This is a genomic window from Kitasatospora sp. NPDC057595 (assembly GCF_042800875.1).
Lineage (GTDB): Bacteria > Actinomycetota > Actinomycetes > Streptomycetales > Streptomycetaceae > Kitasatospora.
This window is the reverse complement of the sequence record NZ_JBHVGL010000003.1, coordinates 262,219-283,782: the sequence shown is the minus strand read 5'-3', so window position 1 is coordinate 283,782 and position 21,564 is coordinate 262,219. Positions and strand designations below refer to the sequence as shown.

General features: G+C 73.0%; 18 protein-coding genes. 8 read left to right on the top strand and 10 right to left on the bottom strand.

Annotated elements, in window-relative coordinates; translation table 11 throughout:
- Positions 1-3 precede the first annotated feature (3 nt).
- On the top strand, positions 4-633 hold the full coding sequence (locus ACFU9E_RS07500; protein ID WP_380678971.1) for a bifunctional 4-hydroxy-2-oxoglutarate aldolase/2-dehydro-3-deoxy-phosphogluconate aldolase: 630 nt from the start codon (positions 4-6) through the stop codon (positions 631-633).
- The gene (locus ACFU9E_RS07495) at positions 630-1,592 is read left to right on the top strand and encodes a sugar kinase (RefSeq protein ID WP_380678974.1); all 963 of its coding nucleotides are present in this window, start codon (positions 630-632) and stop codon (positions 1,590-1,592) included. Before ACFU9E_RS07500 ends, ACFU9E_RS07495 begins: the two co-directional genes overlap by 4 nt.
- Positions 1,593-1,819: 227 nt before the next feature.
- Here ACFU9E_RS07495 and ACFU9E_RS07490 read toward each other — a convergent pair whose 3' ends face one another.
- The 7 genes from ACFU9E_RS07490 to ACFU9E_RS07460 all read right to left on the bottom strand — a co-directional run bounded on the left by ACFU9E_RS07490 (position 1,820) and on the right by ACFU9E_RS07460 (position 10,438).
- The gene (locus tag ACFU9E_RS07490) at positions 1,820-2,422 is read right to left on the bottom strand and encodes a DJ-1/PfpI family protein (RefSeq protein ID WP_380678977.1); all 603 of its coding nucleotides are present in this window, start codon (positions 2,420-2,422) and stop codon (positions 1,820-1,822) included.
- Positions 2,423-2,551: 129 nt separating this feature from the next.
- Entirely contained in the window at positions 2,552-3,538 is a 987-nt protein-coding gene (locus tag ACFU9E_RS07485; protein WP_380678980.1) for a helix-turn-helix domain-containing protein, read from the bottom strand.
- Positions 3,539-3,657: 119 nt separating this feature from the next.
- The gene (locus ACFU9E_RS07480) at positions 3,658-4,476 is read right to left on the bottom strand and encodes a carbohydrate ABC transporter permease (protein ID WP_380678983.1); all 819 of its coding nucleotides are present in this window, start codon (positions 4,474-4,476) and stop codon (positions 3,658-3,660) included.
- Positions 4,473-5,342, bottom strand: coding sequence for a carbohydrate ABC transporter permease (locus ACFU9E_RS07475; RefSeq protein ID WP_380714838.1), 870 nt, complete (start codon positions 5,340-5,342; stop codon positions 4,473-4,475). The genes ACFU9E_RS07480 and ACFU9E_RS07475 overlap by 4 nt, the downstream gene beginning before the upstream one ends.
- 64 nt (positions 5,343-5,406) lie before the next feature.
- Positions 5,407-6,660, bottom strand: a complete 1,254-nt coding sequence (locus tag ACFU9E_RS07470) for an extracellular solute-binding protein (protein WP_380678989.1) — start codon at positions 6,658-6,660, stop codon at positions 5,407-5,409.
- 109 nt (positions 6,661-6,769) lie between these two features.
- On the bottom strand, positions 6,770-7,549 hold the full coding sequence (locus tag ACFU9E_RS07465) for an alpha/beta fold hydrolase (RefSeq protein WP_380678992.1): 780 nt from the start codon (positions 7,547-7,549) through the stop codon (positions 6,770-6,772).
- 141 nt (positions 7,550-7,690) lie between these two features.
- A complete protein-coding gene (locus ACFU9E_RS07460) occupies positions 7,691-10,438 on the bottom strand; it encodes an AAA family ATPase (protein WP_380678995.1) in 2,748 nt (915 codons plus the stop codon).
- 551 nt (positions 10,439-10,989) lie between these two features.
- Between ACFU9E_RS07460 and ACFU9E_RS07455 the strand changes: the two genes are divergently transcribed.
- The 4 genes from ACFU9E_RS07455 to ACFU9E_RS07440 all read left to right on the top strand — a co-directional run bounded on the left by ACFU9E_RS07455 (position 10,990) and on the right by ACFU9E_RS07440 (position 16,331).
- A complete protein-coding gene (locus ACFU9E_RS07455; RefSeq protein WP_380678998.1) occupies positions 10,990-11,847 on the top strand; it encodes a helix-turn-helix domain-containing protein in 858 nt (285 codons plus the stop codon).
- Positions 11,848-12,176: 329 nt separating this feature from the next.
- Positions 12,177-13,175, top strand: coding sequence for an alpha/beta hydrolase (locus ACFU9E_RS07450; RefSeq protein ID WP_380679001.1), 999 nt, complete (start codon positions 12,177-12,179; stop codon positions 13,173-13,175).
- Positions 13,176-14,317: 1,142 nt separating this feature from the next.
- The gene (locus ACFU9E_RS07445; RefSeq protein ID WP_045694210.1) at positions 14,318-14,521 is read left to right on the top strand and encodes a cold-shock protein; all 204 of its coding nucleotides are present in this window, start codon (positions 14,318-14,320) and stop codon (positions 14,519-14,521) included.
- Positions 14,522-14,855: 334 nt separating this feature from the next.
- The gene (locus tag ACFU9E_RS07440) at positions 14,856-16,331 is read left to right on the top strand and encodes a DEAD/DEAH box helicase (RefSeq protein ID WP_380679004.1); all 1,476 of its coding nucleotides are present in this window, start codon (positions 14,856-14,858) and stop codon (positions 16,329-16,331) included.
- Between the two features lie 853 nt (positions 16,332-17,184).
- Here ACFU9E_RS07440 and ACFU9E_RS07435 read toward each other — a convergent pair.
- From ACFU9E_RS07435 to ACFU9E_RS07425, 3 genes are read right to left on the bottom strand one after another with little or no spacing between them, the layout of a single operon-like run.
- Entirely contained in the window at positions 17,185-17,871 is a 687-nt protein-coding gene (locus ACFU9E_RS07435) for a hypothetical protein (RefSeq protein ID WP_380679007.1), read from the bottom strand.
- A gap of 11 nt (positions 17,872-17,882) precedes the next feature.
- Positions 17,883-19,229, bottom strand: a complete 1,347-nt coding sequence (locus ACFU9E_RS07430; protein ID WP_380679009.1) for a DUF4062 domain-containing protein — start codon at positions 19,227-19,229, stop codon at positions 17,883-17,885.
- On the bottom strand, positions 19,229-19,633 hold the full coding sequence (locus ACFU9E_RS07425) for a hypothetical protein (protein WP_380679012.1): 405 nt from the start codon (positions 19,631-19,633) through the stop codon (positions 19,229-19,231). Before ACFU9E_RS07425 ends, ACFU9E_RS07430 begins: the two co-directional genes overlap by 1 nt.
- Before the next feature lie 285 nt (positions 19,634-19,918).
- Here ACFU9E_RS07425 and ACFU9E_RS07420 point away from each other — a divergent pair, with 285 nt between their 5' ends.
- Positions 19,919-20,419, top strand: coding sequence for a MarR family winged helix-turn-helix transcriptional regulator (locus ACFU9E_RS07420; RefSeq protein WP_380679015.1), 501 nt, complete (start codon positions 19,919-19,921; stop codon positions 20,417-20,419).
- Positions 20,420-20,506: 87 nt separating this feature from the next.
- Positions 20,507-21,535: an LLM class flavin-dependent oxidoreductase gene (locus ACFU9E_RS07415; RefSeq protein ID WP_380679018.1), complete on the top strand. Its 1,029-nt coding sequence runs from the start codon at positions 20,507-20,509 to the stop codon at positions 21,533-21,535.
- Positions 21,536-21,564: the final 29 nt, after the last annotated feature.

Below are 21,564 nucleotides of genomic sequence, written 5' to 3'. Positions count from 1 at the left end.
CCCATGGATCTCGACGCACTACCGCACCGCACCCTCGCCATCGTGCGCGGCACCGACCGCGAAGCGGCGCTGCGCACCGTCCTCACCCTCGCACAGGAGGGCATCACGGCCGTCGAGGTGTCCCTGACCACGCACGACGCCCCGTGGGTGATCGAGCGGGCTCGGCACGAGCTCGGTGCCGACGCCGTACTCGGTGCCGGGACCGTCGTGACCGCCGAGGACGCGGCCCGCGCCGCCGCCGCGGGCGCCGGCTTCCTCGTCACCCCCGGGCTCGGTGGCGCTCTGCGCCCCGGCGACCTCGGTGAACTCCCGCTGCTGATCGGCGCCCTGACCCCGTCCGAGGTGATCGCCGCCCGGCAGCACGGCGCCCTCGCGGTCAAGCTCTTTCCTGCCTCGCTCGGCGGCCCGGGTTACCTGAAGGCGCTGCGCGACCCGTTCCCCGCGGTGCCCTTCGTCCCCGTCGGCGGAATCGACGCCGACCTCGCCCTCGCCTACCTCGCGGCCGGCGCGGTCGCGGTCGGAGTCGGCTCACCGCTGATCGGCGACGCGGCCCGCGGCGGCGACCTCGCCGCGCTGCGAGCCCGCGCCGCCCACTGGCGCGACCGCCTGGCCGGGACGGCGGCGGCCGCATGACCGCCACGCTTCCCGAGGTCGTCACCGTCGGCGAGACCATGGCCGCCCTGCGTGCCACCGGCCCGATCCGGCTCGGCGCCCCGATGCGGCTCTCCGTGGCCGGCGCCGAGTCCACTGTGGCGATCGGCCTGGCCCGGCTCGGGCACCGCGCGGGCTGGGTGGGCCGCGTCGGCGACGACGAGTTCGGCGCCCTGGTGCTGCGGACCCTGCGCGCCGAGGACGTCGACATCAGCCATGCCCGGACCGACCCGGACGGCCGGCCCACGGGACTGATGGCACGGGAGGAACGCGTCGGAGACCTCGTCCAGGTCTCCTACCACCGCCACGGCTCGGCCGGATCCGCACTCCGGGCCGAGGACGTCCTGCCCGCGCTCGCCCCCGGCCTGCGACTGCTGCACCTCACCGGCATCACCCCGGCGCTGAGCACCACGGCCGCCGACGCCGTCGTTGCCGCCGCCCACCACGCCCGCGCACTCGGCGCGACCGTCTGCCTCGACGTCAACTACCGCTCCCGGCTGTGGAGTCCCGCCCGGGCGCGCTCGGTCCTCCTGCCGCTCGCCCGGTCCGCCGACGTCCTCGTCGCCTCGGCCGACGAACTGCACCTGGTCTGCGAGGACCCCTCGCTCCCCGAGGAGGAAGCCGTTGCCGCGCTGCTCGCCCAGGGCCGCCGCGACGTGGTGATCACCAGGGGCGGCGACGGCGCGACCGTCACCACGGCGGCCGGCCGGGTCAGTGTGCCGGCCCGCCGGGTGCCCGTGGTGGACGTCGTCGGAGCGGGTGACGCGTTTGTCGCCGGTTACCTCTCCGGCCGGCTCGACGGCCTCGACGCCGAGGCCCGCCTCGACCGGGCGACCAGCACCGGGGCGTTCGCCGTCGCCTCACGCGGCGACTGGGAGGGCCTGCCCTCGCGCGCCGACCTCGCACTGCTCGACCGCCCCGCCGGCACGACCCTGAGATAGCCCGACCATGGGAGCGCCCGACCACGGGGCAGCCCGACCCTCGGGTAATCCGTGCTGAATCAGCCATGAGGCGACCGCATGCCCTGCTCCGACACCACCGCCGCCCAGGTCCGGCATCGCTCTGGTCGCACCGGACGGGACCATGGACCGGCTCGCCCGCCCGGAGGACGGGGCAGGGCCCGAGGACCCGGTGGCGAAGCACCGGCGCCCGCGGCCCCCGCCGCCGGCTAGACCGGCGGCTCGGGGTCGTACTGGATGCCGTGGCGGACCTGGCGCGCCCGCTCGACCGAGTGCAGCCGCGCCACCAGGTGCAGCGCCATGTCGATCCCGGCGGAGATGCCCGCGGAGGTGATGAGGTCGCCGTCGTCGACGAAGCGGGAGTCCCGGCGGACCTCGGCCGTGGGCTCCAGTTCGGCGAGCAGGTCGAGCGACGTCCGGTGGGTGGTGACCGCGCGGCCGCGCAGCAGACCGGCCTTGGCCAGCACCAGCGCGCCGGTGCACACGCTGGTGGTCAGCGAGGCCTCCTCGGAGAGCTTGCGCACCCACGCGAGGTGGTCCTCGTCCTCCATCAGCGGCCGGGTGCCCTGCCCGCCGGGGTGCAGGACGACGTCGGCGGGCGGCATCTCGTCGCGGGAGAAGTGCGGCAGGATCGTGAGGCCCTTGGCGCAGTGCGCCGGAGCCCCGTCCCGTGAGACGCAGTCGACGCGCCAGCCGTCCTCGGGGAACTTGCGCGTCCAGTAGGAGAGCACCTCCCACGGGCCGACGGCGTCCAGTTCCTCGACGTCGGGGAAGAGCAGGATCGCGATCCGGCGGAGTCCTTCGTCACTCATGGGCGCCATCGAAGCAGAGCCGCGGGAGCCATCGCCAGTGGTTGGCCGGGGTCGACGCGGCGCGACTTCGGCAGCGAGCAGGAGTCGGTCCGGCTGACCGCTGACGGAGGCGGGGCGGCGGCGGGCGCGTCAGTCCGTCGGCCTGACGCCGGTCTGCCAGTCCCGCGGGGACACGCCGTACGCCTCGCGGAAGGTGCGGCTGAAGTGGCTGGAGTTGGTGAAGCCCCAGCGCCGGGCGATCCCCGCCACCCCGAGATCCTCGGCCATCGGTCGCAGGAGGTCCCGGCTGCAGCGCTCCAGCCGCTGGGTGCGGATCCAGGTGCCGAGGGTGACGCCCTCCTGCTGGAACAGCTTGTGGAGGAAGCGGAGCGACATGTAGTTCGCCTCGGCGATCCTGGACGGTGAGAGGTCGGGATCGCGGAGGTTGCGCAGGATGTGGTCCTTGACCCGTTCCAACGAGGCCGCGCTCTGTGACTCCTGCGGCCGGGCGCTCCCGCTGCGCTCGTCGACGAGCATCGCCAGCAGGTCGAGCGCCGTCGCCGCGGCCCGGCGTCCGACGCCCTCGTCCAGCCGCTCCGCCTCGCGCGCCATCTGCGTCAGATAGGTCGCCAGGAGCGCGGCGCTGCCGTCGGAGCGGTTGAACGCCGTCGCGGTCAGGCCCCGCAGAGCCTTCTCCGGGACGTCCAGCTCCGCGCGGGGGAAGTGGAAGGAGGTGAAGGCGAAGTCCTCGTCGATCTGCTTGCGGAAGACGCGGGACGAATCGGTGAGGGAGAACTCGCCCGGCCGGATGAGCGACTTCCGCCCGTCCTGTTCCTTGAGCGCGGTGCCGCGCTCCTGGAAGCTCAGGATGAGCGACGGAGGCCCGCCCGCGGCGATCATGCGCGTGCCGCGGGTGACCATCTGCGGTCCCGCCTCGATCCGCGATATCCGCACCGGGCCCAGCTGATGGCTGACGATCGTTCCGGGGGACGGCACCTCTTCGAGGAATCGCACCGTCATCGGCATGAAGGTGCGGGCCACCGTCTCGTGCCAGACCTCAGCCCGGTCGGAGGCGGACAGGCGCGCGGTGGAGAGGAACGCGCTCCCCTCCTTGACGTCCTGAACGCCGGGTGCCATGGACTCCGGTCCTTCCGCTGGTGTGCCTTCCGGCACACCACCCTGCCAGCCGGCCGCCGGCGGCACATCGCGTGAACCTACTAGGTGTGGGCTCGGACCGGGCCGGTCCGAGCCGCCCCTCACTTGAGGGCGCCGTCGGTGGCGGCGGCGGTGAGGTGGCGCTGGGCGAGGACGAGCAGCACGGCGGCGGGAACGGAGGCCAGGACCGTGGTGGCCATGACGGCGTTCCACTGGTTCGTGTGGGCACCGAGGTACTGGTAGACGCCCAGGGTGATCGGCCGGACCGGGTCGGTGGTGGTCAGGGTGAGGGCGAAGAGGAGGTCGCCCCAGGCGAAGAGGAAGGTGAAGACGGCGGAGGTGATCAGGGCGTTCCTGCTCAGGGGCAGCACCACGGAGCGGAAGACCCGCAGCGGGCCGGCGCCGTCCACGCGCGCGGCCTCGATGATCTCCCCGGGAATGCTCCGCATGAACGCGTGCAGGACGAGGATCGTGAAGGGGATCCCCATGGTGGAGTCGGCGAGGACCAGCCCGAGGCGGGAGTTCAGGAGTCCCAGGTCGTTGTAGGCGCCGTAGAGCGCGTTGGCCACGACGATGCCCGGCACCATCTGGGTGACCAGGACACAGAGGAGCACGAGTCTCGTCCCGCGCAGCCGGAACCGGGCCAGGGCGTAGGCCGCCGGTGCGGCGAGCGCGAGGCTGAGCACGACACTGCCGAGGGACACGACGAGGCTGGTGACGAGGTTGGGCCCCTGGTCGCGCAGCGCGGTGGTGTATCCGCCGAAGTCGGGGTCGAGCGGGAACCACGCTCCCCGCGCGGTGCCGCCGGCCGGCTGGAGGGAGGCGTTCACCATCCAGTAGACGGGGAAGAGCATCAGCGCGAGCAGGGCGGTTCCGACGAGGGTGGACAGCCGTCCGCGGCGGCCGGGCGCGCGCTTCACGAGGTCCCCTCCCCGGCGGTCCGGGCGCGCTTGCCGGTGCGCAGGTGGACGAGGGCGAACACGAAGGACAGGATCACGAGCAGGTTGCTCATCGCGGCACCGCGTCCGAAGTCGAACTGTCGGAAGGACAGCTCGTATGACTGGGTGGCGAGGGTCTCCGTGGCGTTGGCGGGTCCGCCGCCCGTCACCACCAGGATGATGTCCAGCACCTTGAGCGTGTAGACCACGCCCAGCACCAGCACGACGCCCACCACGGGCCGCAGCAGTGGCCAGGTGATGTGGCGGAACGAGGCGAGCCGCCCGGCGCCGTCCAGCTGCGCCGCCTCGTACAGCTGGGTGGGGATCTCCTGCAGACCGCCGTACAGGAGCGCGGTGTTGAAGGGGACGCCGACCCAGATGTTGACGAGGATCACCGAGACCAGCGCCTGCGAGGTGCCGGTGAGCCAGGGGACGCCGGAGGACGAGAGGTGCAGGCCGCGCAGCACCGCGTTGACGGCTCCCGTGTCGGTGTCGAGCATCCACCGCCAGGCGGTTCCGGAGGCGACCAGCGGCAGCAGCCAGGGCAGCAGGAGGAGCGAGCGCAGGACGTTGTTGAGCGGGAAGCGGCGCCGGAAGAACAGGGCGAAGGCCAGACCGAGCGCGAACTGCCCCAGGACCGAGCCGACGGTGAACAGGACCGTGGTCAGCACGGTCCCGGGGAACAGCTGCGAGGAGAGGACCCCCGCGTAGTTCCGCAGTCCGACGAACGGCGCGTCACCCGTGTGGAAACTCGTGACCGTGTACTGCTGGAAGCTCATCACGATGTTCCGGACGAGCGGAACGCCGAAGAACAGCACCAGGTAGGCCGCGGCCGGCACGATGAACATCCACTGCGCCGCCCGCTCCGCGAACCGCGCCGTGAACCGCGCCGTGAACCGCGTCGGGAGCCGGTCAGTTGCCGGTCGCGAGCCGCTGCGCATGCCTGAGGGCTTCCTCCGGGGTCCGCTCACCCGTCAGCGCGGACTGGACCGCGGTGTAGATCGCCGTGGCGGCGGCGGGCCAGTCGACGCCGAGCTCGGTGGTCCGGGCGCGTGCCGCTTCCACGCTCCGGACGAAGGCGGCCATCGACGGGGTCTGCGCGGCGTACTCGGCGGCCGCCGAGGTGCGGGAGGGAACGGTGAAGTGGTCCTTGGCCAGGGTGAGCATGTTCGAGGAGGTGTTCAGGCAGGCGAGGACCTGGGCGGCCTTCTCCTGCCGGGCCTTGGACGGGCCCTTGGGGACCGTCCACACCTCGCCGCCGAGCGGCGTGACCGCGGTTCGGCCCAACTGCGGGACGGGCACGGGCGCCACGTCCCAGTGCAGGCCCGCCTGCTGGTTCAGGGCCGGGATCCGCCACGGGCCGTTGATCATCATGGCGGTCTTCCCGGCGACGAACTGGTCGTGGACGTCGGCCTGCGTCCAGTTCAGCACGGACTTCGACATCGACCCGCCGTTCACCAGGTCGACCCAGAGCCGGAGCGCCTGGGCGGCCTGGGGCGTGTCCAGCTGCCGCTCGTCGCCGCCGTTGGACCAGAGGAAGGGCAGGAACTGCCAGGTGCCCTCGAAGGTCGCGTTCGCGTCGACCGCCATGCCGTAGCGCCCGGGGCGGGTCAGCGCGGCGGCTGCCGTCTTCAGCTCCTCCCAGGTCCTCGGCACGGCGACGCCGGCCTCGGCGAGCATGTCCTTGTTGTAGACGAGGGCGACGGTGCTGACGTTGGGGGCCAGTCCGTACACCTTTCCCTGGTAGGTGCCCGCCGACCGGATGCCCTCGGCGAACCCGTCGGCGTCGATGCCGAACTCGTCCAGCGGGGCCAGCGCGCCGGTCCGGGCGATCTGCTGGAGGTCGGGGTTGTCGAGCATCAGCAGATCGGGCAGGGTCCGCGACGAGGCCTGCTGGAGGACCTTGGGGATGAGGGACGCCCCCGGGACGCTGGTCTGCTCGACCTCCACACCGGCGCTCCGGCCGCACGCGTCGAGCAGTTCGCCCCACTGGGCGTGCTCGGGCTCGTCGGTGTAGTAGTCGAGCGCGGTGATCGAGGTGACCTCGCCCTCGGCGGACCGGGAGCCGGTGTCGGCACCGCACCCGGCGAGGGCCGGCGCCAGGACGGCGGTTCCGGTCAGGAGGGCGGCGATCCGCCGCACCGACGAGCTGGCCGGTGACATCATGCTGGTGCCTTCACGGGGTGGCGGGGTGACCGGGGTCGGTCGTGCGTGGGGAGGGAAGAGTGAGTGCCGTCACAGACGGCCCAGCCGGGCTCTTCCGTTTGAACGCCATTTAAACACCCCCCGGGGTTCCGTCTGCTCCCGGTGTCCGGAAGCCCGGCCGCGCACCGTCGTCGCCGGTGTGCTCGACGGCCTCCCGGATCATCGCCGCCACGGCGTCGGGCTGGGACAGCACCACGGCGTGCGAGGCGTCCAGCAGGTACTCGGTGGCCGCCATGCGCTGGGCCATGAAGCGTTGGGCGGCGGGATCGAGCATGCGGTCGGCGGTCGCGATGGCGTACCAGCACGGTCGGGAGGCCCAGGCCGGCGGGCCCGATCCGGTGGTCAGCGCGCCGGGGGCGATCGGGCGCTGCGCCGCGGCCCGGGTCCGCGCGGTCGCGGGCGGCAGGTCGGCGGCGTACAGGCGGGGGAAGCGATCCTCACGGAGGTGCAGTCCGCTGCCGGGGCCGCCGGGAAGGAGCGCGGCGACGGTCGCGTCGGACACCGGCCGGGGGGCGAAGCGGTTCGAGATGTCCCGGACGCACTCGCCGGTGTCGAGGCCGAACGCGGCGGCGTAGCAGAGGGCCACGACGTTCTCGGCATCGGTCGCCGCGTGGGTGACGACCGCGCCGCCGTAGCCGTGGCCGACCAGTACGACGGGGCCGTCGACGTCCCGGAGCACGTTCTTGAGGCGCTCCGCGTCCTGCTCCAGACCGCGCAGCGGGTTCTCGGGGGCGCGCACGGCCAGTCCGGAGGCGTGGAGCCGCTCGGCGACCCCCGCCCAGCACGAGGCGTCGCTGAACGCTCCGTGCACCAGGACGACGGTCGGCCGGACGGGGGTGGCGCGGTACATGCCGGTGGCCTTCCGCCGGGCGGGGGAGTGGACGCCCCAGTCAACCGAGTCCGGGCGCGCCCGGGCATCGCGTGAACGTACCAACCCGTTCCCGCCGCTCCCGGCCCGGTCCCGGTCAGTGGTCCCGGTCAGTGGTTCCGGTCAGTGGTCGGGCAGGGACGTGACCATGTTGGCGAGCTGGACCCGGGAGCTGATCGACAGCTTGCGGAAGACGGACGTCAGATGGGTGTTGACCGTGTGCGGGGACACCACCAGCGTGTCGGCGGCCGACCGGTTGGTGTGGCCCTGGGCGATGAGGCGTGCGACCTTCTCCTCGGAGACGGTGAGCGACGCCCAGCCCTGGACGGGACGCGGCGCGCCGGCCGCCCGCCGGCCGCCGGCCCCGGCGCCTTCGAGCGCGCGCTGCAGGCGTGCCGCCGCGGCGTGCGCGCCCGCCTCGGCGAACGTGCCGCGCGCGTTCGCCAGTGCGGCCACCGCCCGGTCCTTGCGCCCCGCCGCCAGGAACGCCCGCCCGAGGTCGGCGTACGCGGCGGCCCGGGCCAGCGGACGAGGGCTCGCGGCGAGCAGTTCCACGGAGTGTTCGAGCAGGGCGGGGTCGTTCTCCACGAGTCCGCGGGCCTGCGCGGCGATGCCGGTGGCGGTCGGCACGGACGGGTTGCGCTCCGCGTGGGCCTCGGCCTGCGCGGCGAGGTCCTCGGCGAGCTCGTGGTTCCCGTCGCGCAGGGACATCCGGACCGCGGAGTCGACCCAGTCCCGCAGCAGTCGCCAGCGCATGAAGGAGCCTTCCCGCTGGACCTGGTGGATCCGGTCGACGGCGAGCCCGGTGTCCCCCTCGGCCTCGGCGTGGACGGCCTCCAGGAAGCGGACCGCGGCCGTGTTGCCGGGGTTCGGCTTGACCGCGAGTCCTTCCCGCGCCGCGGCCAGGTGCTCCCGCGCCGCCTCCCGGTCGCCGCGCAGCAGGGCGGTCCGGGAGCGGATCACACGGCCGTTCACCTGCTGGACGGGGATCCGCACCTCGTTCTCCAGGCGCTCCATGGTCGCGAGGCCGGCATCGGCGTCGTCGAGCAGGCCGAGGCCCAGATCGTGCTGGCCCTGCGCCCAGAGCAGCATGGCCTGACGCATCGTCCCGGCCTCGTCGGCCGCCCGCAGGAGCAGGCGTTCGGCGGACCCGAAGTCGTCCAGGTGCAGGTGCGCGACGATCTCCTCGGGGAGGAACACGGAATCGATGGCGCTCAGCGCCGCGAAGCGCGCCAACGCGAGCGCGTTCTCACCCGCGTTCAGCGCGATCTCGCCGAGTCCGGAGAGGGCCAGCACATGGGCCTCGCGGTCCCCGGCCGCGGTGGCGTCGCGCAGCGCGCCCTCGCCGGCCTCGCGCGCCGCGGCGAGATCGCGGCCCCGGGACAGCGCCAGGGCGCGCAGGGCGGCCAGCCGCGCGCAGACCTCCGGGGCGCCGCCGCCCACGGCGAGGGAGGCTTCGGTGCGGCGGCGCAGTTCCTCGGTGAGGTCCATGGTCCACAGCGTCCCGCCGAGGGCGGCCTGGAGTCGGCCGAACACCTCCAGCGGCGGACGCTCGGCCAGCAGCCGGTCGCCCGCCGACAGCGCCTCCCGGTTCCGGCCGGCCCGGGTGAGGGTGAGGATCGCCTGCTCGCCCACGGAGAACCTCAGCGGCCCCGGCGCGGGCACCAGGTCGAGGGCGCGCGTGATGAGGTCGGCGGCCAGGCCCGGGGTGACCGGCAGCACGTCGTCGGCCGCCCGCCGCAGCAGCGCCACCGCCTCCTCGTCCCCGGGCAGCGAGCCCCGGAGGAGGTGCGGCACCGCGTCGGCCGGCGGCCGGCCCGCGGCGACCAGGCGGTGCGCCGCCTCACGGTGCAGGGCCTTCCGGGCCGATGGCGGGATGTCGGCGTAGACCGCCTGGCGCAGCAGGTCGTGCCGGAAGACCAGCTGCTCGCCGTCGTCGTCCAGGAGTTCGGCCCGCACGGCCTCTTCGAGGGCCGGGATCAGCGCGGCGGCGGGCCGGTCGCAGAGCGCGGCGGCCTCGTGGAAGCCGAACCGGCGTCCGAGCACCGCTCCCATCTGGAGGAAGCGCAGCGTTTCCGGCCGCAGGGACTTGAGGCGGGCGCGCACGCCCACCACGAGCCGGGAGGGCACGACCTCCGCCGAGGTGTCGACGGTCCGCAGCCCGGCCAGCATCTCGACGGCCAGGAACGGGTTCCCGCCGGCGCCGTCGAGCAGGTCGCGCACCCAGGGGTCGACCGCCGTGTCGAGGGTGTCGTCGGCCAGCTGACCGATGGCCGCGCCGGACAGCGGGCCCAGGGACACCGTCACCGTCGGCAGGCTGCCGGTCACGGCCGCGAGGACCTCCTCCGCCGGTCCGGCGGGCTCCCGTCGCCCGGTCAGGATCCAGAGGACCGGCGAGGTCCGCAGGCGGGTCGGGAGCTGTTGCAGGGCGAACCGGCTGAGCGCGTCGGCCCACTGCACGTCGTCCAGGCCGATCAGCACCGGCGCGCTGCAGGCCCTGGCCTCGATCGCCTCCGCCAGGCGCTCCACCAGCCAGATCCGCTGGTCGTGATGGCGGGCGAGGTCGCCGAAGGCGTCGCCGGGCAGCAGCGGCGGGTCGCCCTGGAGGAGGCTGGCGGCCAGCGAGGAGAGCGGCACGATGTGGTGCAGTTCGTCGGCCCGGCCGAGGCCGACCGAGAAGCCCGCCGCCCTCGCCCGGGAGACGGCCTCGGCAAGCAGGGTGGTCTTCCCGATGCCCGGTTCCCCCTGGATCAGGGCCAGCCCGCCGCTTCCGGTGCGGGCCACCGAGGCGATCAGCGCCCGGAGCTCTTCGAGCTCGGCTTCCCGCCCGCGGAGGCCACTGCGGGACAGCGGACCGCCCGACCCTGCCATTGACGCCTTCCCGTTTGCACTCGCCCTGTCCGAGCCCGGTTCCGCCCGTGTTCGCGGACGATGTTCGCGGACGATCCTGTCCGGCCGCCGTTAGCGGCTACCCGAGGGTACGCCGTCCGTGGGTACCGGGTGCGGCGGGGCCTCGCGGGGTGCCGCGGGAAGCGCGTCGGCGGTCGATGTTCCGGCGGTGCACCACGACGCGCCGGTCTGCGCACCGATCGGTGGCGGAAGGGGACGGAACGGGGGCGCCCGGCCGGCGTGCCTGGCCGGTCCGGCGGGCCGCGCCGGCTGCCGTCGCCGTGCCGCTCCGGGCCGAAGACCCTTGTGCCGCAGGCGTTCTGACGCCTTCCCGGACGTGTCCGGCGGGCGGGCGCCGACCGTGGCGGCGGCTCGTCCGGACCGGTTCGCGCCGCGGAAGCCGCGATTGTTGAACGTTTGTCTACCTGTTGCGGTCCTTGTATGAATGGCGCCGGGACGACCTTGATCACGGTGTGCGGTGAGTGAGCGGCCGTCCCCCGACCCAGCACCCCACGAACCGATCGGAGCCCCCTGTGATCCCGTCGGGACCCGCTCCCCTCCCCGAGCACGAGCACCCCCGGCTCGCTCGGGACACCGAAGGCTGCATCGACATCCTCTCCGCGCCTCCCGGCGTCGACCCCGAGGACTGCCTCTACGTCGTCCTGCACGTCGACGGTCCGGCCCTCGTCCGGCGCCACGGCAGCAGCACCGTGCTGGCTCCCGGGGACCTGCTGATCGGCACCTCCCCGCACCCGGCGGGCCTGCTGTGGGACGCCGGCTGCCGGATGGTCCGGTACCGCGTGCCGTGCTTCTACCTGGGCGTGTGCCGCGACGACGTCCGACGGACGGGCGGGCTGGTGGCGCGGGGGAGCGACGGGGTCGGGTCGCTCGCCTCGCAGCTCCTGCGGACCCTCGCCACCCGGGCGCGGGCGCACCGGGCCCGGCCGGGCGACTACCTCGCGCGCAGCACCTCCGACATCCTCGCGGTCCTGGTCACCGAACTGCTGGAGCGCGAAGCCCCGGAGGACCCGAGCGGCTCGGCGCACCTGCTGGCGCGGATCCGCGCCCACATCGAGGAGAACCTCGCCGATCCCGGCCTGGCGCCGGAGTCGATCGCCCGGTCGCAGCACATCTCGGTGCGCTACCTGCACAAGCTGTTCCAGCAGGACGGCACGACCGTGGGTCAGTGGGTGCGGCAGCGCCGGCTGGACGCCTGCCGCCGGGAACTGGAGCGGCCGTCCCGCCGGTCGACCAGTGTGGCCGCCGTCGCGCACCGGTGGGGGTTCGTCAGCCACTCCCACTTCAGCCGCGCCTTCCGCGACGCCTACGGGATCTCGCCCCGGGAGTGGCAGGCCTACGCAGCACAGGCCGACGGCCGTCGGTCCTCCTGACCCCGCGCATGTGACCCCCGCGCGCTGTTCTCCCCGTGCACCGGGGCTTGCCCCATCGTGCACGATCGCGACACGGGGCGGGCGGCCCGGTCCGCCGAGCAGGAGGAAACCCGGACCCGGGGTGAGCTGCGGACCGCCGCCGGATGACGAGCCGCTCGCCCCGGCATAGAATCCGTGCACGATCAGACCACTGGGGCCGACTCCCGGCAGTAGCGTCGGGCCGTGTGCTCGTGGCGTCCGAGGGTGACCTTCCGTTCGGTGTGGACCGGGTGGACACCCGGGGCACGTGCCGCGCGCAGCGCCTTTCCGATCACGCCAGGAGAGCAGAGTTGGCCGACCCCACGCCCGACCGGGCCCGAAGACTGGTGCTCGACCGGGAGCTCCAGGAGTTTCTGGACGCCCGCGCCGGCGCGGCGGCGACGGAACTGCCGGACCTCTCCTTCCTCGCCCTCGACAGCCTTTCGAGCGTCAAGCCGGACGCCGACCAGGAGCCGGACGATCCGTACGGCACCGAGACGGAGTGGCTCGTCCTGCCCTGCGGACCGACCGGCCGGGTACGCGTTCAGGTGACCAGGCCCACCGGCACCTCCGAGCCGGCCCCGGTGGTGCTCTTCCTTCCGGGCCTGGGCTGGTCGCTCGGCGACGCCGCCTGCTACGCCCGGATGGTGCGGGACTTCGCCCTCGGGGCGGACGCCGCCGTCGTGTACGTGGACTACGACCGGGCGCCCGCGGCGCGCTATCCGGTGGCCGTCGAGCAGTGCTACGCGGTGGCCCGCTGGATCCACGAGCACGGCCGCGCGATCGGACTGGCGGGGGACCGGATCGTCGCCGTCGGCGACTCCGCGGGCGCCAACCTGGTGGCGGCCGTGACACTGCTCGCGCGCCGCCGCGGTGACGTGCGGCTGCTGCACCAGGTGCTGCTCTGCCCGGTGACCGACGCGGACTTCGACACCGCCTCCTACCACCGGTTCGCGACGGGCTACTTCCTGCACCGCGAGCACATGCGCCGGTTCTGGGACGACTACCTGCCCGACGCGTCCCGCCGGTCCGAGGCCACCGCGGCGCCCCTGCGGGCCACCTTGGAGCAGCTCGCGGGGCTTCCTCCGGCCCTCGTGGTCACCGCGGAGGCCGACGTGCTGCGGGACGAGGGCGAGGCCTACGCCGCCAGGCTCCGCGCGGCCGGCGTCCCGGTGGTATCGACCCGCTACCAGGGGGTGATGCACGGTTTCCTGCTGGTCGGCGCGCTCCACCCCACCGGGACCAGCCGGGCCGCGCTGCTCCAGGCCATGGACACCGTCCACATGGCCCTGCACCGCCGGGCCTGGTGAGGCGGCGCCGTCGGCCGTGCCGGGCTCACGGCCCGCCCGGCCGGCGCGGGCCGCACCCCCCCACCCGTCGAAAGCGCGCGGCTCGGCCGGTTCTCCCGTTCGTAGGATGGGGGCAGCTCCTCCGGGAGGAACTCGTGCCGGAGGTGCCATGTCGCAGCACGCCACTCCCCGCGCAGGACCAGCGCGCGGCTGTGCCCGCGGCGCACGTCGAGCAACAGCCGATCCAGCGCCTCCTGTTCCCGGGCGCGTCCGCTCAGCGGCGGCGACAGCGGTGACGACAGCGGATTCCCCGTCCCCTCCGGCACGCCCTTGCGGTCAGGCTCCACCCTCGTCAGCTCCTTCGTCGCAACGGCAGCCGGTGGTCGGTCGGCGTCCGTCCACCGATCACGATGACGATCCCGGGACCGCGGGCCCGTCGAGCCGGTGTCGGACCCTGGCAAGTACCCGGGTCCGGGGCGGCCAGTGCCCGGTACGCTCGACGGCCGCCCCTGGCCGAGCCCGCGAGGACGGGGAGGCAGGCACGACACCGTTGCCGTACCCGGGTCCCGCCCGGGTGTGACCGGGGGCGTGAGGGCAGGCCGCAGCCCGGTGCTCCGGGGCGACGGTGACGGCCGTCCGCGGGTCCGGCGGGCTACTGCACATGTCGCCATTTCCGGTCGGTCGCCGGAGGACGCGGCAGCGGAACCTTTTGGAGCGCCGGAAGTCGTTGACGTCGAAATCCGTGTGGCCTACGGCACGTTTCGTGTACCCCGTGGGGGTGCGGCGTCGCTCGTGGTCGGGCCCGCCGGGGGAGAGTTTCGGCAGGCTGTCCCGCCCCGCCGGGAGGGTCCAGTGGCGGACGGGGCGCGATCGGCGCCTCAAGTGGGCTGGGATGATGGACGGTTGGCGTGATCGGCGGCGGGGCGTGGCGGCCTCGGAGCCGGTTCCTCCGAAACCCGGCGAGAAATGTTCACCCGTTGCGGACCCGGGCCTGCTACAGTCGTTATCAGTTGCAGTAGTGGTTCCCATGAACTTTGTGTGCGCCTGCTGATGTTTCGCAGGCGCATTTTTGTTTTCCCGGCTCATTCCCCGGGTGGGTGCTCATCGCGGCGACGCGAAGTCCGCGCCGTGCGGGTTTCGGACAGCCCATGAAGGAGATTTTGATGGCTAACGGCACCGTGAAGTGGTTCAACTCGGAGAAGGGCTTCGGCTTCATCGAGCAGGAGGGTGGCGGCCCGGACGTCTTCGCCCACTACTCGAACATCAACGCCAACGGCTTCCGTGAGCTGCTCGAGGGCCAGAAGGTCGAGTTCGACGTCACGCAGGGCCAGAAGGGCCCGCAGGCCGAGAACATCCGCCCGCTGTAGTTCTTCTGCTCCGGCACCCGCCCGGCAGCGAGGGGCCCGCACCGAGACATGTTGCCCGGTGCGGGCCCCGGCGTTTTCGGGCGCCGTCGAAGCGCTTTCCGGTCGGGCCGACGTCCGGCCGTTCGCGGCGAGGGTTCGCCGTCCAAGGCCCGCCACGCCCGCCCTCCCCGGCAGGCGCCGCCCACGGGTGAGGTGTCCCGCGGGTGAGGTGTCCCACGGGTCCGCCGTCCACGTTCCGCCCGCCGCGTCTCCGGCCCGTTCCCTTGCGGTCTCCTCCGGCCCAGCGCCGCAGAGCCTTCCTCGTGACGCGCCGCCCGAAGGAAGGTCGTCCCGCATGAACCGCTCCAGTGGCTCCTCGTACCGGAGAACCGAACCCCGCTCCGGGGACGGTTCCTCCTCGCGCGCGTCGGGCCCGGCCGACGGCCGGAGGTCCAGCGGCCGGGGCCATGGCCGAGGTCCTTCGCGGGGCTCCTCCTCCCCGGACGAGTTCGCGATGCCGGTGAGCACGACCCCCGTGCTGCCGGCCGTCGAGTCCTTCGACGAACTGGACCTGCCGAAGGCGCTGTTGTCGCTGCTGGCCCGCAAGGGCGTCACCGCTCCGTTTCCGATCCAGGCCGCGACGCTGCCCAACTCGCTGGCCGGCCGCGACGTGCTGGGCCGGGGCCGGACCGGCTCCGGCAAGACCCTCGCGTTCGGCCTCGCCGTGCTGGCCCGCACCGCCGGCCGGCGTGCCGAGCCGGGGCACCCGCTGGCCCTGGTGCTGGTTCCCACCCGCGAGCTCGCCCAGCAGGTCACCGAAGCCCTCACCCCCTACGCCCACGCGCTGCGGCTGCGGACGGCCACCGTGGTGGGCGGGACGTCGATCGGCCGCCAGGCGTGGATGCTGAACCGCGGGGCCGAGGTCGTGGTGGCCACCCCGGGCCGGCTGAAGGATCTGGTCCAGCGCGGTGACTGCCGGCTGGACCGGGTCGGCATCACCGTCCTGGACGAGGCCGACCAGATGGCCGACATGGGTTTCCTGCCGCAGGTGACCGAGATCCTCGACCAGGTCGCCGACGGCGGACAGACGATGCTGTTCTCCGCGACCCTGGACCGCAACGTCGACCGCCTGGTGCGGCGCTTCCTGGAGGACCCGGTCACGCACTCGGTGGACCCGTCCGCGGCGGCGGTCAGCACCATGGAGCACCACGTGCTGCAGGTGCACAACGCCGACAAGAACGCCACGATCGCCCACATCGCCGCCCGCGACGGCCGGGTGATCATGTTCATCGACACCAAGAACGGAGCGGACCGCCTGGTCGACGATCTTCTCGCGCAGGGGGTCAAGGCCGCGGCCCTGCACGGGGGCAAGTCCCAACCGGAGCGCACCCACACCCTGGAGCAGTTCCGCACCGGCGGGGTGACCGCGCTGATCGCCACCAACGTCGCCGCCCGCGGCATCCACGTCGACGGCCTCGACCTGGTCGTCAACCTCGATCCGCCGACCGACCACAAGGACTACCTGCACCGCGGCGGACGCACCGCCCGCGCCGGCGCGTCCGGCACCGTGGTCACGCTGGTGCTGCCCAGCCAGCGCCGCGCGGCGGCCCGCCTGATGACCTCGGCCGGCATCGTCCCCGTCACCACCAGGGTCCTCGCAGGCGGCGAGGAACTCGCCCGCATCACCGGTGCCCGCGTACCCACCGGCGTGCCCGTCGTGATCGCCGAACCCGCTGTCGAGCGCCCGCGCCGCAACGCCTCCGGCATCCGCCGGCCGGCCCGGCCGTCCCGCCCGTGCGGTCGGCGACACCCGGACGACCTCCGGCCGTGACGGGCGCGGCCACGGTGGCACCGGCGAAGCTCGCGAACTCGCCCACCCGCACGCGGTGGATCCGCGGCACCCTGGACGGGGCGAGGTCGCGGGTAGCGAACTCGATCACGCCGGAATTCAGCTGCTCCTCACCGGTGCCCATGCTGGAAGGAAGATCGTTGAGATCTTCCTTTCGGATCCCGAACTTCACCCGGAGCTCTTCGCCGCCACCCTCTCGGCGACGCCCGTAGGAAGCATCGATCGCACCGGGAGGAACAGGCACGCCAAATCGCTATTGCAGCCCTGGGCTGGGAATTCCCATGATCGTGGACCCGGTGCCCGAATCTGATGCCGATGACACGTCGCGGGCAGCAGTGCCAGAAGCGCCGGTTTCACTTCTGCATGACGCCAGGGTCAGCCACAGATGCGGCTATGGCGCATGCGAGGAAAGCCTTGACGCCTGGCCGCATTCAGGAACTCCTTGTCGAAGTCGAAGTCGTGGATCATGTGGTGCTGTGAGCCCGGTCGGGCGAGGCCGGCCGGGCTCGTTGAGATGTGGCCGAACCCCGCGCCCGGAGCATGGACCGGGCGGGAGGGGACGAGATACAGATCTGGGACCTCAAGGAGGGTGCAGGGGTGGAGAGCTTCCGGTCCGAGCAAGGAAACCCGTCCCAGATGCAGTTCGACCGGACGGGCCGGCAGCTGGCCGTGGTCACCACCTCCGGCGCCCTCCGGATCCGCGACATGGAAACGCACACCTGGCGCACGATGGCCTACCGAGGCGTTCAATGGCTCTACGGCTGTAGCGGGGCACAGGGCACAGACGGCAGTCGGCCCCGCACGTCCTCCGAGGCGGCCTCCGCCCCCGGACGCGTCAGTCCGCCGGGGGGCGGCGTTCGACCCGCAGCTGCTCTGCCCCGGCTGAGCCCGGGCCCTGGAGCGTGTCGTCCGTGGCCATCACCTCGGGCACCGCGACCAGGAGCTCGTAGAGGAAGTCGTGGAAGCCCTCCGAGGTCGGCGCCGTGTGGTTCAGCGGGTGTACCCCGAACTGCAGGTAGTGCAGGGTCTTGCGCATCATCTGGGCCGGCGAGCAGACCGAGACGAGGGTGCCGAAACCACCGTCCTTGAAGTACGAGGCGGCGACGAAACACTCGTCGGCCGAGCCGTAGACGCCGGCATCGCCCTTGTACCGCTCGTTGAGGTCGTCGCCGTGAACCGCCGAGGACGGCACGCCGAGCTCCGCCAGGAACTCCCCGCCCGCCTGGCTGAGGCTGTTCTCGTCCTCCGTCCCGAGGTGCCGGTGACGACTGCCGGGCACATAGATCTCCACCGGCCGCCCGGCTTCCAGATAGCCCCGGAAGAGCTCGTGGCCGCGTCGCAGTCGGGCCGCGAACTCCTCGCCCGGCGCTGCCCGGTCGACCAGCGGGTGCTGGGCCGCCACCTCGATCAGCACACCCGGCAGGTGGCTCCGCGCCCGCATGAAGGCCTGTGCCGTGGAGAGCCGGTCGCGCCACCGCTGCGCCGTGGCGGGGGAGAGGGCCGCCGTGTCACGCAAGTCCATTGCAGATCGCCTCACGATATCGTCTTCACTTCGTCGCGCTCCTCAACGATGGCCCAGGTCCGGTCGAAGTGCTTCCAGCAGGCGTCGATCAGACCCAACTCCCGGGTACCGCGCAGTTCCAGGGACGGGGTCTCCGGGGCCCGCGCCGGTGGCAAGGTCAGCGTGACCCATCCCCAGGTCCGGTCGCAGAGAATCATCGTGGACCGCAAGTGCGTGGTGAAGAACCCGATCTCGATCGATCCGGCGGCCGTACTGCGTGCCCGGGCCTCGCGGACGATCGCCCGCAGCCGGGCCTCCACCTCGCGCACCTCGGCCGCGATCGGTGAGCGCTGATCCCACAGCGACTCGGACTCGTCGACGTCGGTGAGGAACTGCCCGTCGGGCGTCGGCACCAGGACGCGGATCCGGGCGCCGGCCGTGAGCGCTTTGGTCAGGTAGGGGGTCTGGATCTCGATCAGCCGCTTTCCGCTGGTGGACATGATTCCGATCGACGCGGCTTTCCCGAGGTTCTCGCTCAGGGCGTTGCCCGCCTGCCCGTCCACACTGATCCGGGCCACACCGATCTGTGTCCCCGGGGCCACCAGGTTCTGCCACTCGGCGGAGAAGGTGTGGGCGATCGAATTGCCCTTGACCCAGCCGGGCTGGGGCGTGTGCCTGACCGCCAGCCGCAGCGACCTGGTGACGTCGTTGCGCAGTTCGGCGGTGGTGCGCCAGGGCTTCCACAGCCGCTCACGCCGCACCTTCTCGCGGAAGACGGCCAGCCGCTGCACGTCTTCCGGCGTCGGCTGCCAGCTGTCGGTGTGCAGCTCGACGGGGTCGGAGTGGACGAACACCAGGATGGGTTTGTCCAGTGAGCGGGCGTAGTCGTACTCCCGTTCCGTGAAGCTGACGGTCCCCGCGCCGACGTCACCGTACCGTGCTCCGAGGATGAGGACGAGGTAGTCGCAGTCCTTGATCACCCGTTCGACGATCTCCCAGGCGCCTTCCGCCCGCGCGTCGAACAGTTCCATGCCGGAGGGGATGTACCCCTCCTTGACGAGCTCGTCGATGACGGCCTCGCGGTGCTGCTTCAGATCCAGGCTGGTCGAGCTCACGAACACCTGGTAGCGGCGGTCATCGGGGGCGGTCGAGGTCGGCGGGGTGGTGCCCGACGGTGCCGGGGTGCCAGTGTGCGGGTCGGGCTCCGCCGGCCCGTAGTAGTTGAAGTTGTTCGTCACCGAGCTGCGCGGACCGATGGCGTTGCCGGCGACGTCGGCCCCGGCACCGACCCCGCCGTCCCGCACTTCCACGTGCTCGGCCGTCCGTTCGGGCTCGCCCGGCTCGTGCGGCCTGCGCCGCCGGAAGCGCGATCCCGGCATCAGCCGGCCACCTCGCCGCCCTCGCCCAGTGCGTTGCCGGCGACATTGCCCCCGGCTCCCACCGCCCCCTCGCCCTCGGCGGAAACGGCCCGCCCCGGCCCGTGTACGCGGCGCGGGGCCAGCACCGTCCCCGTGACCCTGCTGTCGGCGCCGATCGCGTTGCCGAGCACGCTTCCTCCGGCGGCGACCGCGCCACGTCCGCTCGCCCGGACGGCGCCGGGCGCGGCCCGCCCGTCCCGCTGCAAGGCGTACACTGACGCGACGAGCCCGGCGAGCCCGACGACCGTCCCGACGACGGCACTCGCGAGCCCGGCCCCGGCAGCGTCCCCGAAGGCTGCCCACAGCACGAGCGCGACCGCAACGGCGGTACTCAGCAGGGCTGTTGACCACAAGAGTAGGCGCATGTGCGATGTTCCCCCATCACAGCGACAACGCGGCAGGGTGTTAGTACCCGGCCTCGGCTCATGCCACGCTCCCTCCGGCCGCTGTGCCCGCGCCGGCCCGGACGCCCCGGAACGCGCTGACACCGCCGTGACCGCGTTGCGTGCCCGGAGCCCGGGTCGCCGAGGTTCCGTGGTGCTCACCTTTGCCGACGTCCAGGCCGAGGAAGGCGAGGTGACGGGGCGCTGCCCGGAAGGGCGGCGCCGACAACCTGCAGGCAACGCCGTGCGATCGATAGCATCGGCCGCATGGCTGAGCGGGCGGAGCAGGCGGGGCGGGCAGACCGGGCGGGGTGGCTCGACGAGCACGAGGACGAGGTCTGGAGCGGCTTCTTCGAGACCCAGGTGCTGTTCTGGCGCCGCCTGGCCCAGCAGTTGCAGCAGGAGACCGGCCTGTCCGAGCCGGACCTCGCCATCCTCCAGGCCCTGCTGGCCGCACCCGGCGGGAAGCTGCGACCCTACCGGCTGAGCGGCGTCACCCAGTTCGAGAAGAGCCGGCTGCACCACCACCTGACCCGGATGGCCGGGCGCGGCCTGGTCACCCGCGAGCCCTGCCCGGACGCCGAGCGAGGCGCCGTGGTGGCCCTCACGGAGGAGGGCCGGGCCGCCGTCGCCGCCGCGCTGCCCCGGCGCGCGGCGCACATCCGCCACTGGCTCACCGATCCCCTGACGGAGGATCAGCGACTGGCCCTCGTCGGCATTTCCGCCGCCCTGACGGAACGGCTGAAGGATGACCGGCCCGCCCCCTGAAGACCGCCGAAGCTGGTTGACGTGTCAACCTGGCACGCCCATGCTGGGGTTGACACATCAACTCGATGCCGTACCGGGGGGACCGCCATGCGCTTCCTGCTCCTGCCCCACCTGCCCGACCAGGCCAAGCCGGACCACGACCAGCTCCGCGAACTCGTCGACTACGCCGTGTTCGCCGAGGAGCTGGGCTTCGACGCCTACGGCATCGGCGAGCGGCACGACCGCCCCGCCGTCTCCAGCTCCCCGCCCGTCCTGCTCGCCCACATCGCCGCCGTCACCTCGCGGATACGGCTCTTCACCGCCGTCACCACCCTCGGCATGCTCGACCCGCTGCGCGCCTACGAGGACTACGCCACCCTGGACCACCTCGCCGGCGGCCGGCTGGACCTGATCGTCGCCAAGGGCGCCTACCCGCGCTCCTCCCGCCTGTTCGGCGTCACCCGGGAGAACCAGTGGGAGCTGCTCCAGGAGAACTACCTGCTGTTCCGCCGGCTGTGGCGGCAGGAGCGGGTCACCTGGCAGGGCCGGCTCGGCCGCTCGCTGGAGGACGCCGAACCGCTGCCGCGCCCCTTCCGGCCCGAGATCCGGATCTGGCACGGCGCCGGAAGCAACCCGGACTCCGCCGACTTCGCCGCCCGCCACGGCGACCCGCTGTTCACCCCCAACGGCGCCGGCGCCATCGGCCCGTACGCCGCGATCGTCCGCCACTACCGGGAACGCTGGGCGGCGTACGGCCACGACCCGGCCCGCGCCCTGGTCGGCGCGGGCACGGCGGGCTACTTCGGCGCCCGCACCTCGCAGGAGGCGGTGGCGCGCTACCGCCCGGTGTTCGAGGCCCGGCTGAAGGTCAACCGAGCCCTCGACGGCGGCTCGATCCGCTTCGACACCGTCGAGGACTGGATCGAGCACGGATCGGTGCTGGTCGGCAGCCCGCAGCAGATCATCGAGAAGGTGCTGGGCCAGCACGCGCACTTCGGCCACGAGCTGCTCCACCTGCACGTGGACGGCGAGGTCCTGGACCGCGCGGACTACCTCGCCACGCTGGAACTGTTCTTCACCGAGATCGCCCCGGTGCTCCGTCGCGAACTGCCCAGCCGTCCGCTGGGCGACGCGTAGCGGCTCGGTGCGCCGGGGCGGGGGCAAGG

Coding starts and splice junctions, on each gene's coding strand:
- ACFU9E_RS07500 (WP_380678971.1), top strand. CDS start 4: ATGGATCTCGACGCACTACCGCACCGCACCCTCGCCATCGTGCGCGGC.
- ACFU9E_RS07495 (WP_380678974.1), top strand. CDS start 630: ATGACCGCCACGCTTCCCGAGGTCGTCACCGTCGGCGAGACCATGGCC.
- ACFU9E_RS07490 (WP_380678977.1), bottom strand. CDS start 2,422: ATGAGTGACGAAGGACTCCGCCGGATCGCGATCCTGCTCTTCCCCGAC.
- ACFU9E_RS07485 (WP_380678980.1), bottom strand. CDS start 3,538: ATGGCACCCGGCGTTCAGGACGTCAAGGAGGGGAGCGCGTTCCTCTCC.
- ACFU9E_RS07475 (WP_380714838.1), bottom strand. CDS start 5,342: ATGTTCATCGTGCCGGCCGCGGCCTACCTGGTGCTGTTCTTCGGCGTT.
- ACFU9E_RS07470 (WP_380678989.1), bottom strand. CDS start 6,660: ATGATGTCACCGGCCAGCTCGTCGGTGCGGCGGATCGCCGCCCTCCTG.
- ACFU9E_RS07465 (WP_380678992.1), bottom strand. CDS start 7,549: ATGTACCGCGCCACCCCCGTCCGGCCGACCGTCGTCCTGGTGCACGGA.
- ACFU9E_RS07460 (WP_380678995.1), bottom strand. CDS start 10,438: ATGGCAGGGTCGGGCGGTCCGCTGTCCCGCAGTGGCCTCCGCGGGCGG.
- ACFU9E_RS07445 (WP_045694210.1), top strand. CDS start 14,318: ATGGCTAACGGCACCGTGAAGTGGTTCAACTCGGAGAAGGGCTTCGGC.
- ACFU9E_RS07440 (WP_380679004.1), top strand. CDS start 14,856: ATGAACCGCTCCAGTGGCTCCTCGTACCGGAGAACCGAACCCCGCTCC.
- ACFU9E_RS07435 (WP_380679007.1), bottom strand. CDS start 17,871: ATGGACTTGCGTGACACGGCGGCCCTCTCCCCCGCCACGGCGCAGCGG.
- ACFU9E_RS07430 (WP_380679009.1), bottom strand. CDS start 19,229: ATGCCGGGATCGCGCTTCCGGCGGCGCAGGCCGCACGAGCCGGGCGAG.
- ACFU9E_RS07425 (WP_380679012.1), bottom strand. CDS start 19,633: ATGCGCCTACTCTTGTGGTCAACAGCCCTGCTGAGTACCGCCGTTGCG.
- ACFU9E_RS07420 (WP_380679015.1), top strand. CDS start 19,919: ATGGCTGAGCGGGCGGAGCAGGCGGGGCGGGCAGACCGGGCGGGGTGG.
- ACFU9E_RS07415 (WP_380679018.1), top strand. CDS start 20,507: ATGCGCTTCCTGCTCCTGCCCCACCTGCCCGACCAGGCCAAGCCGGAC.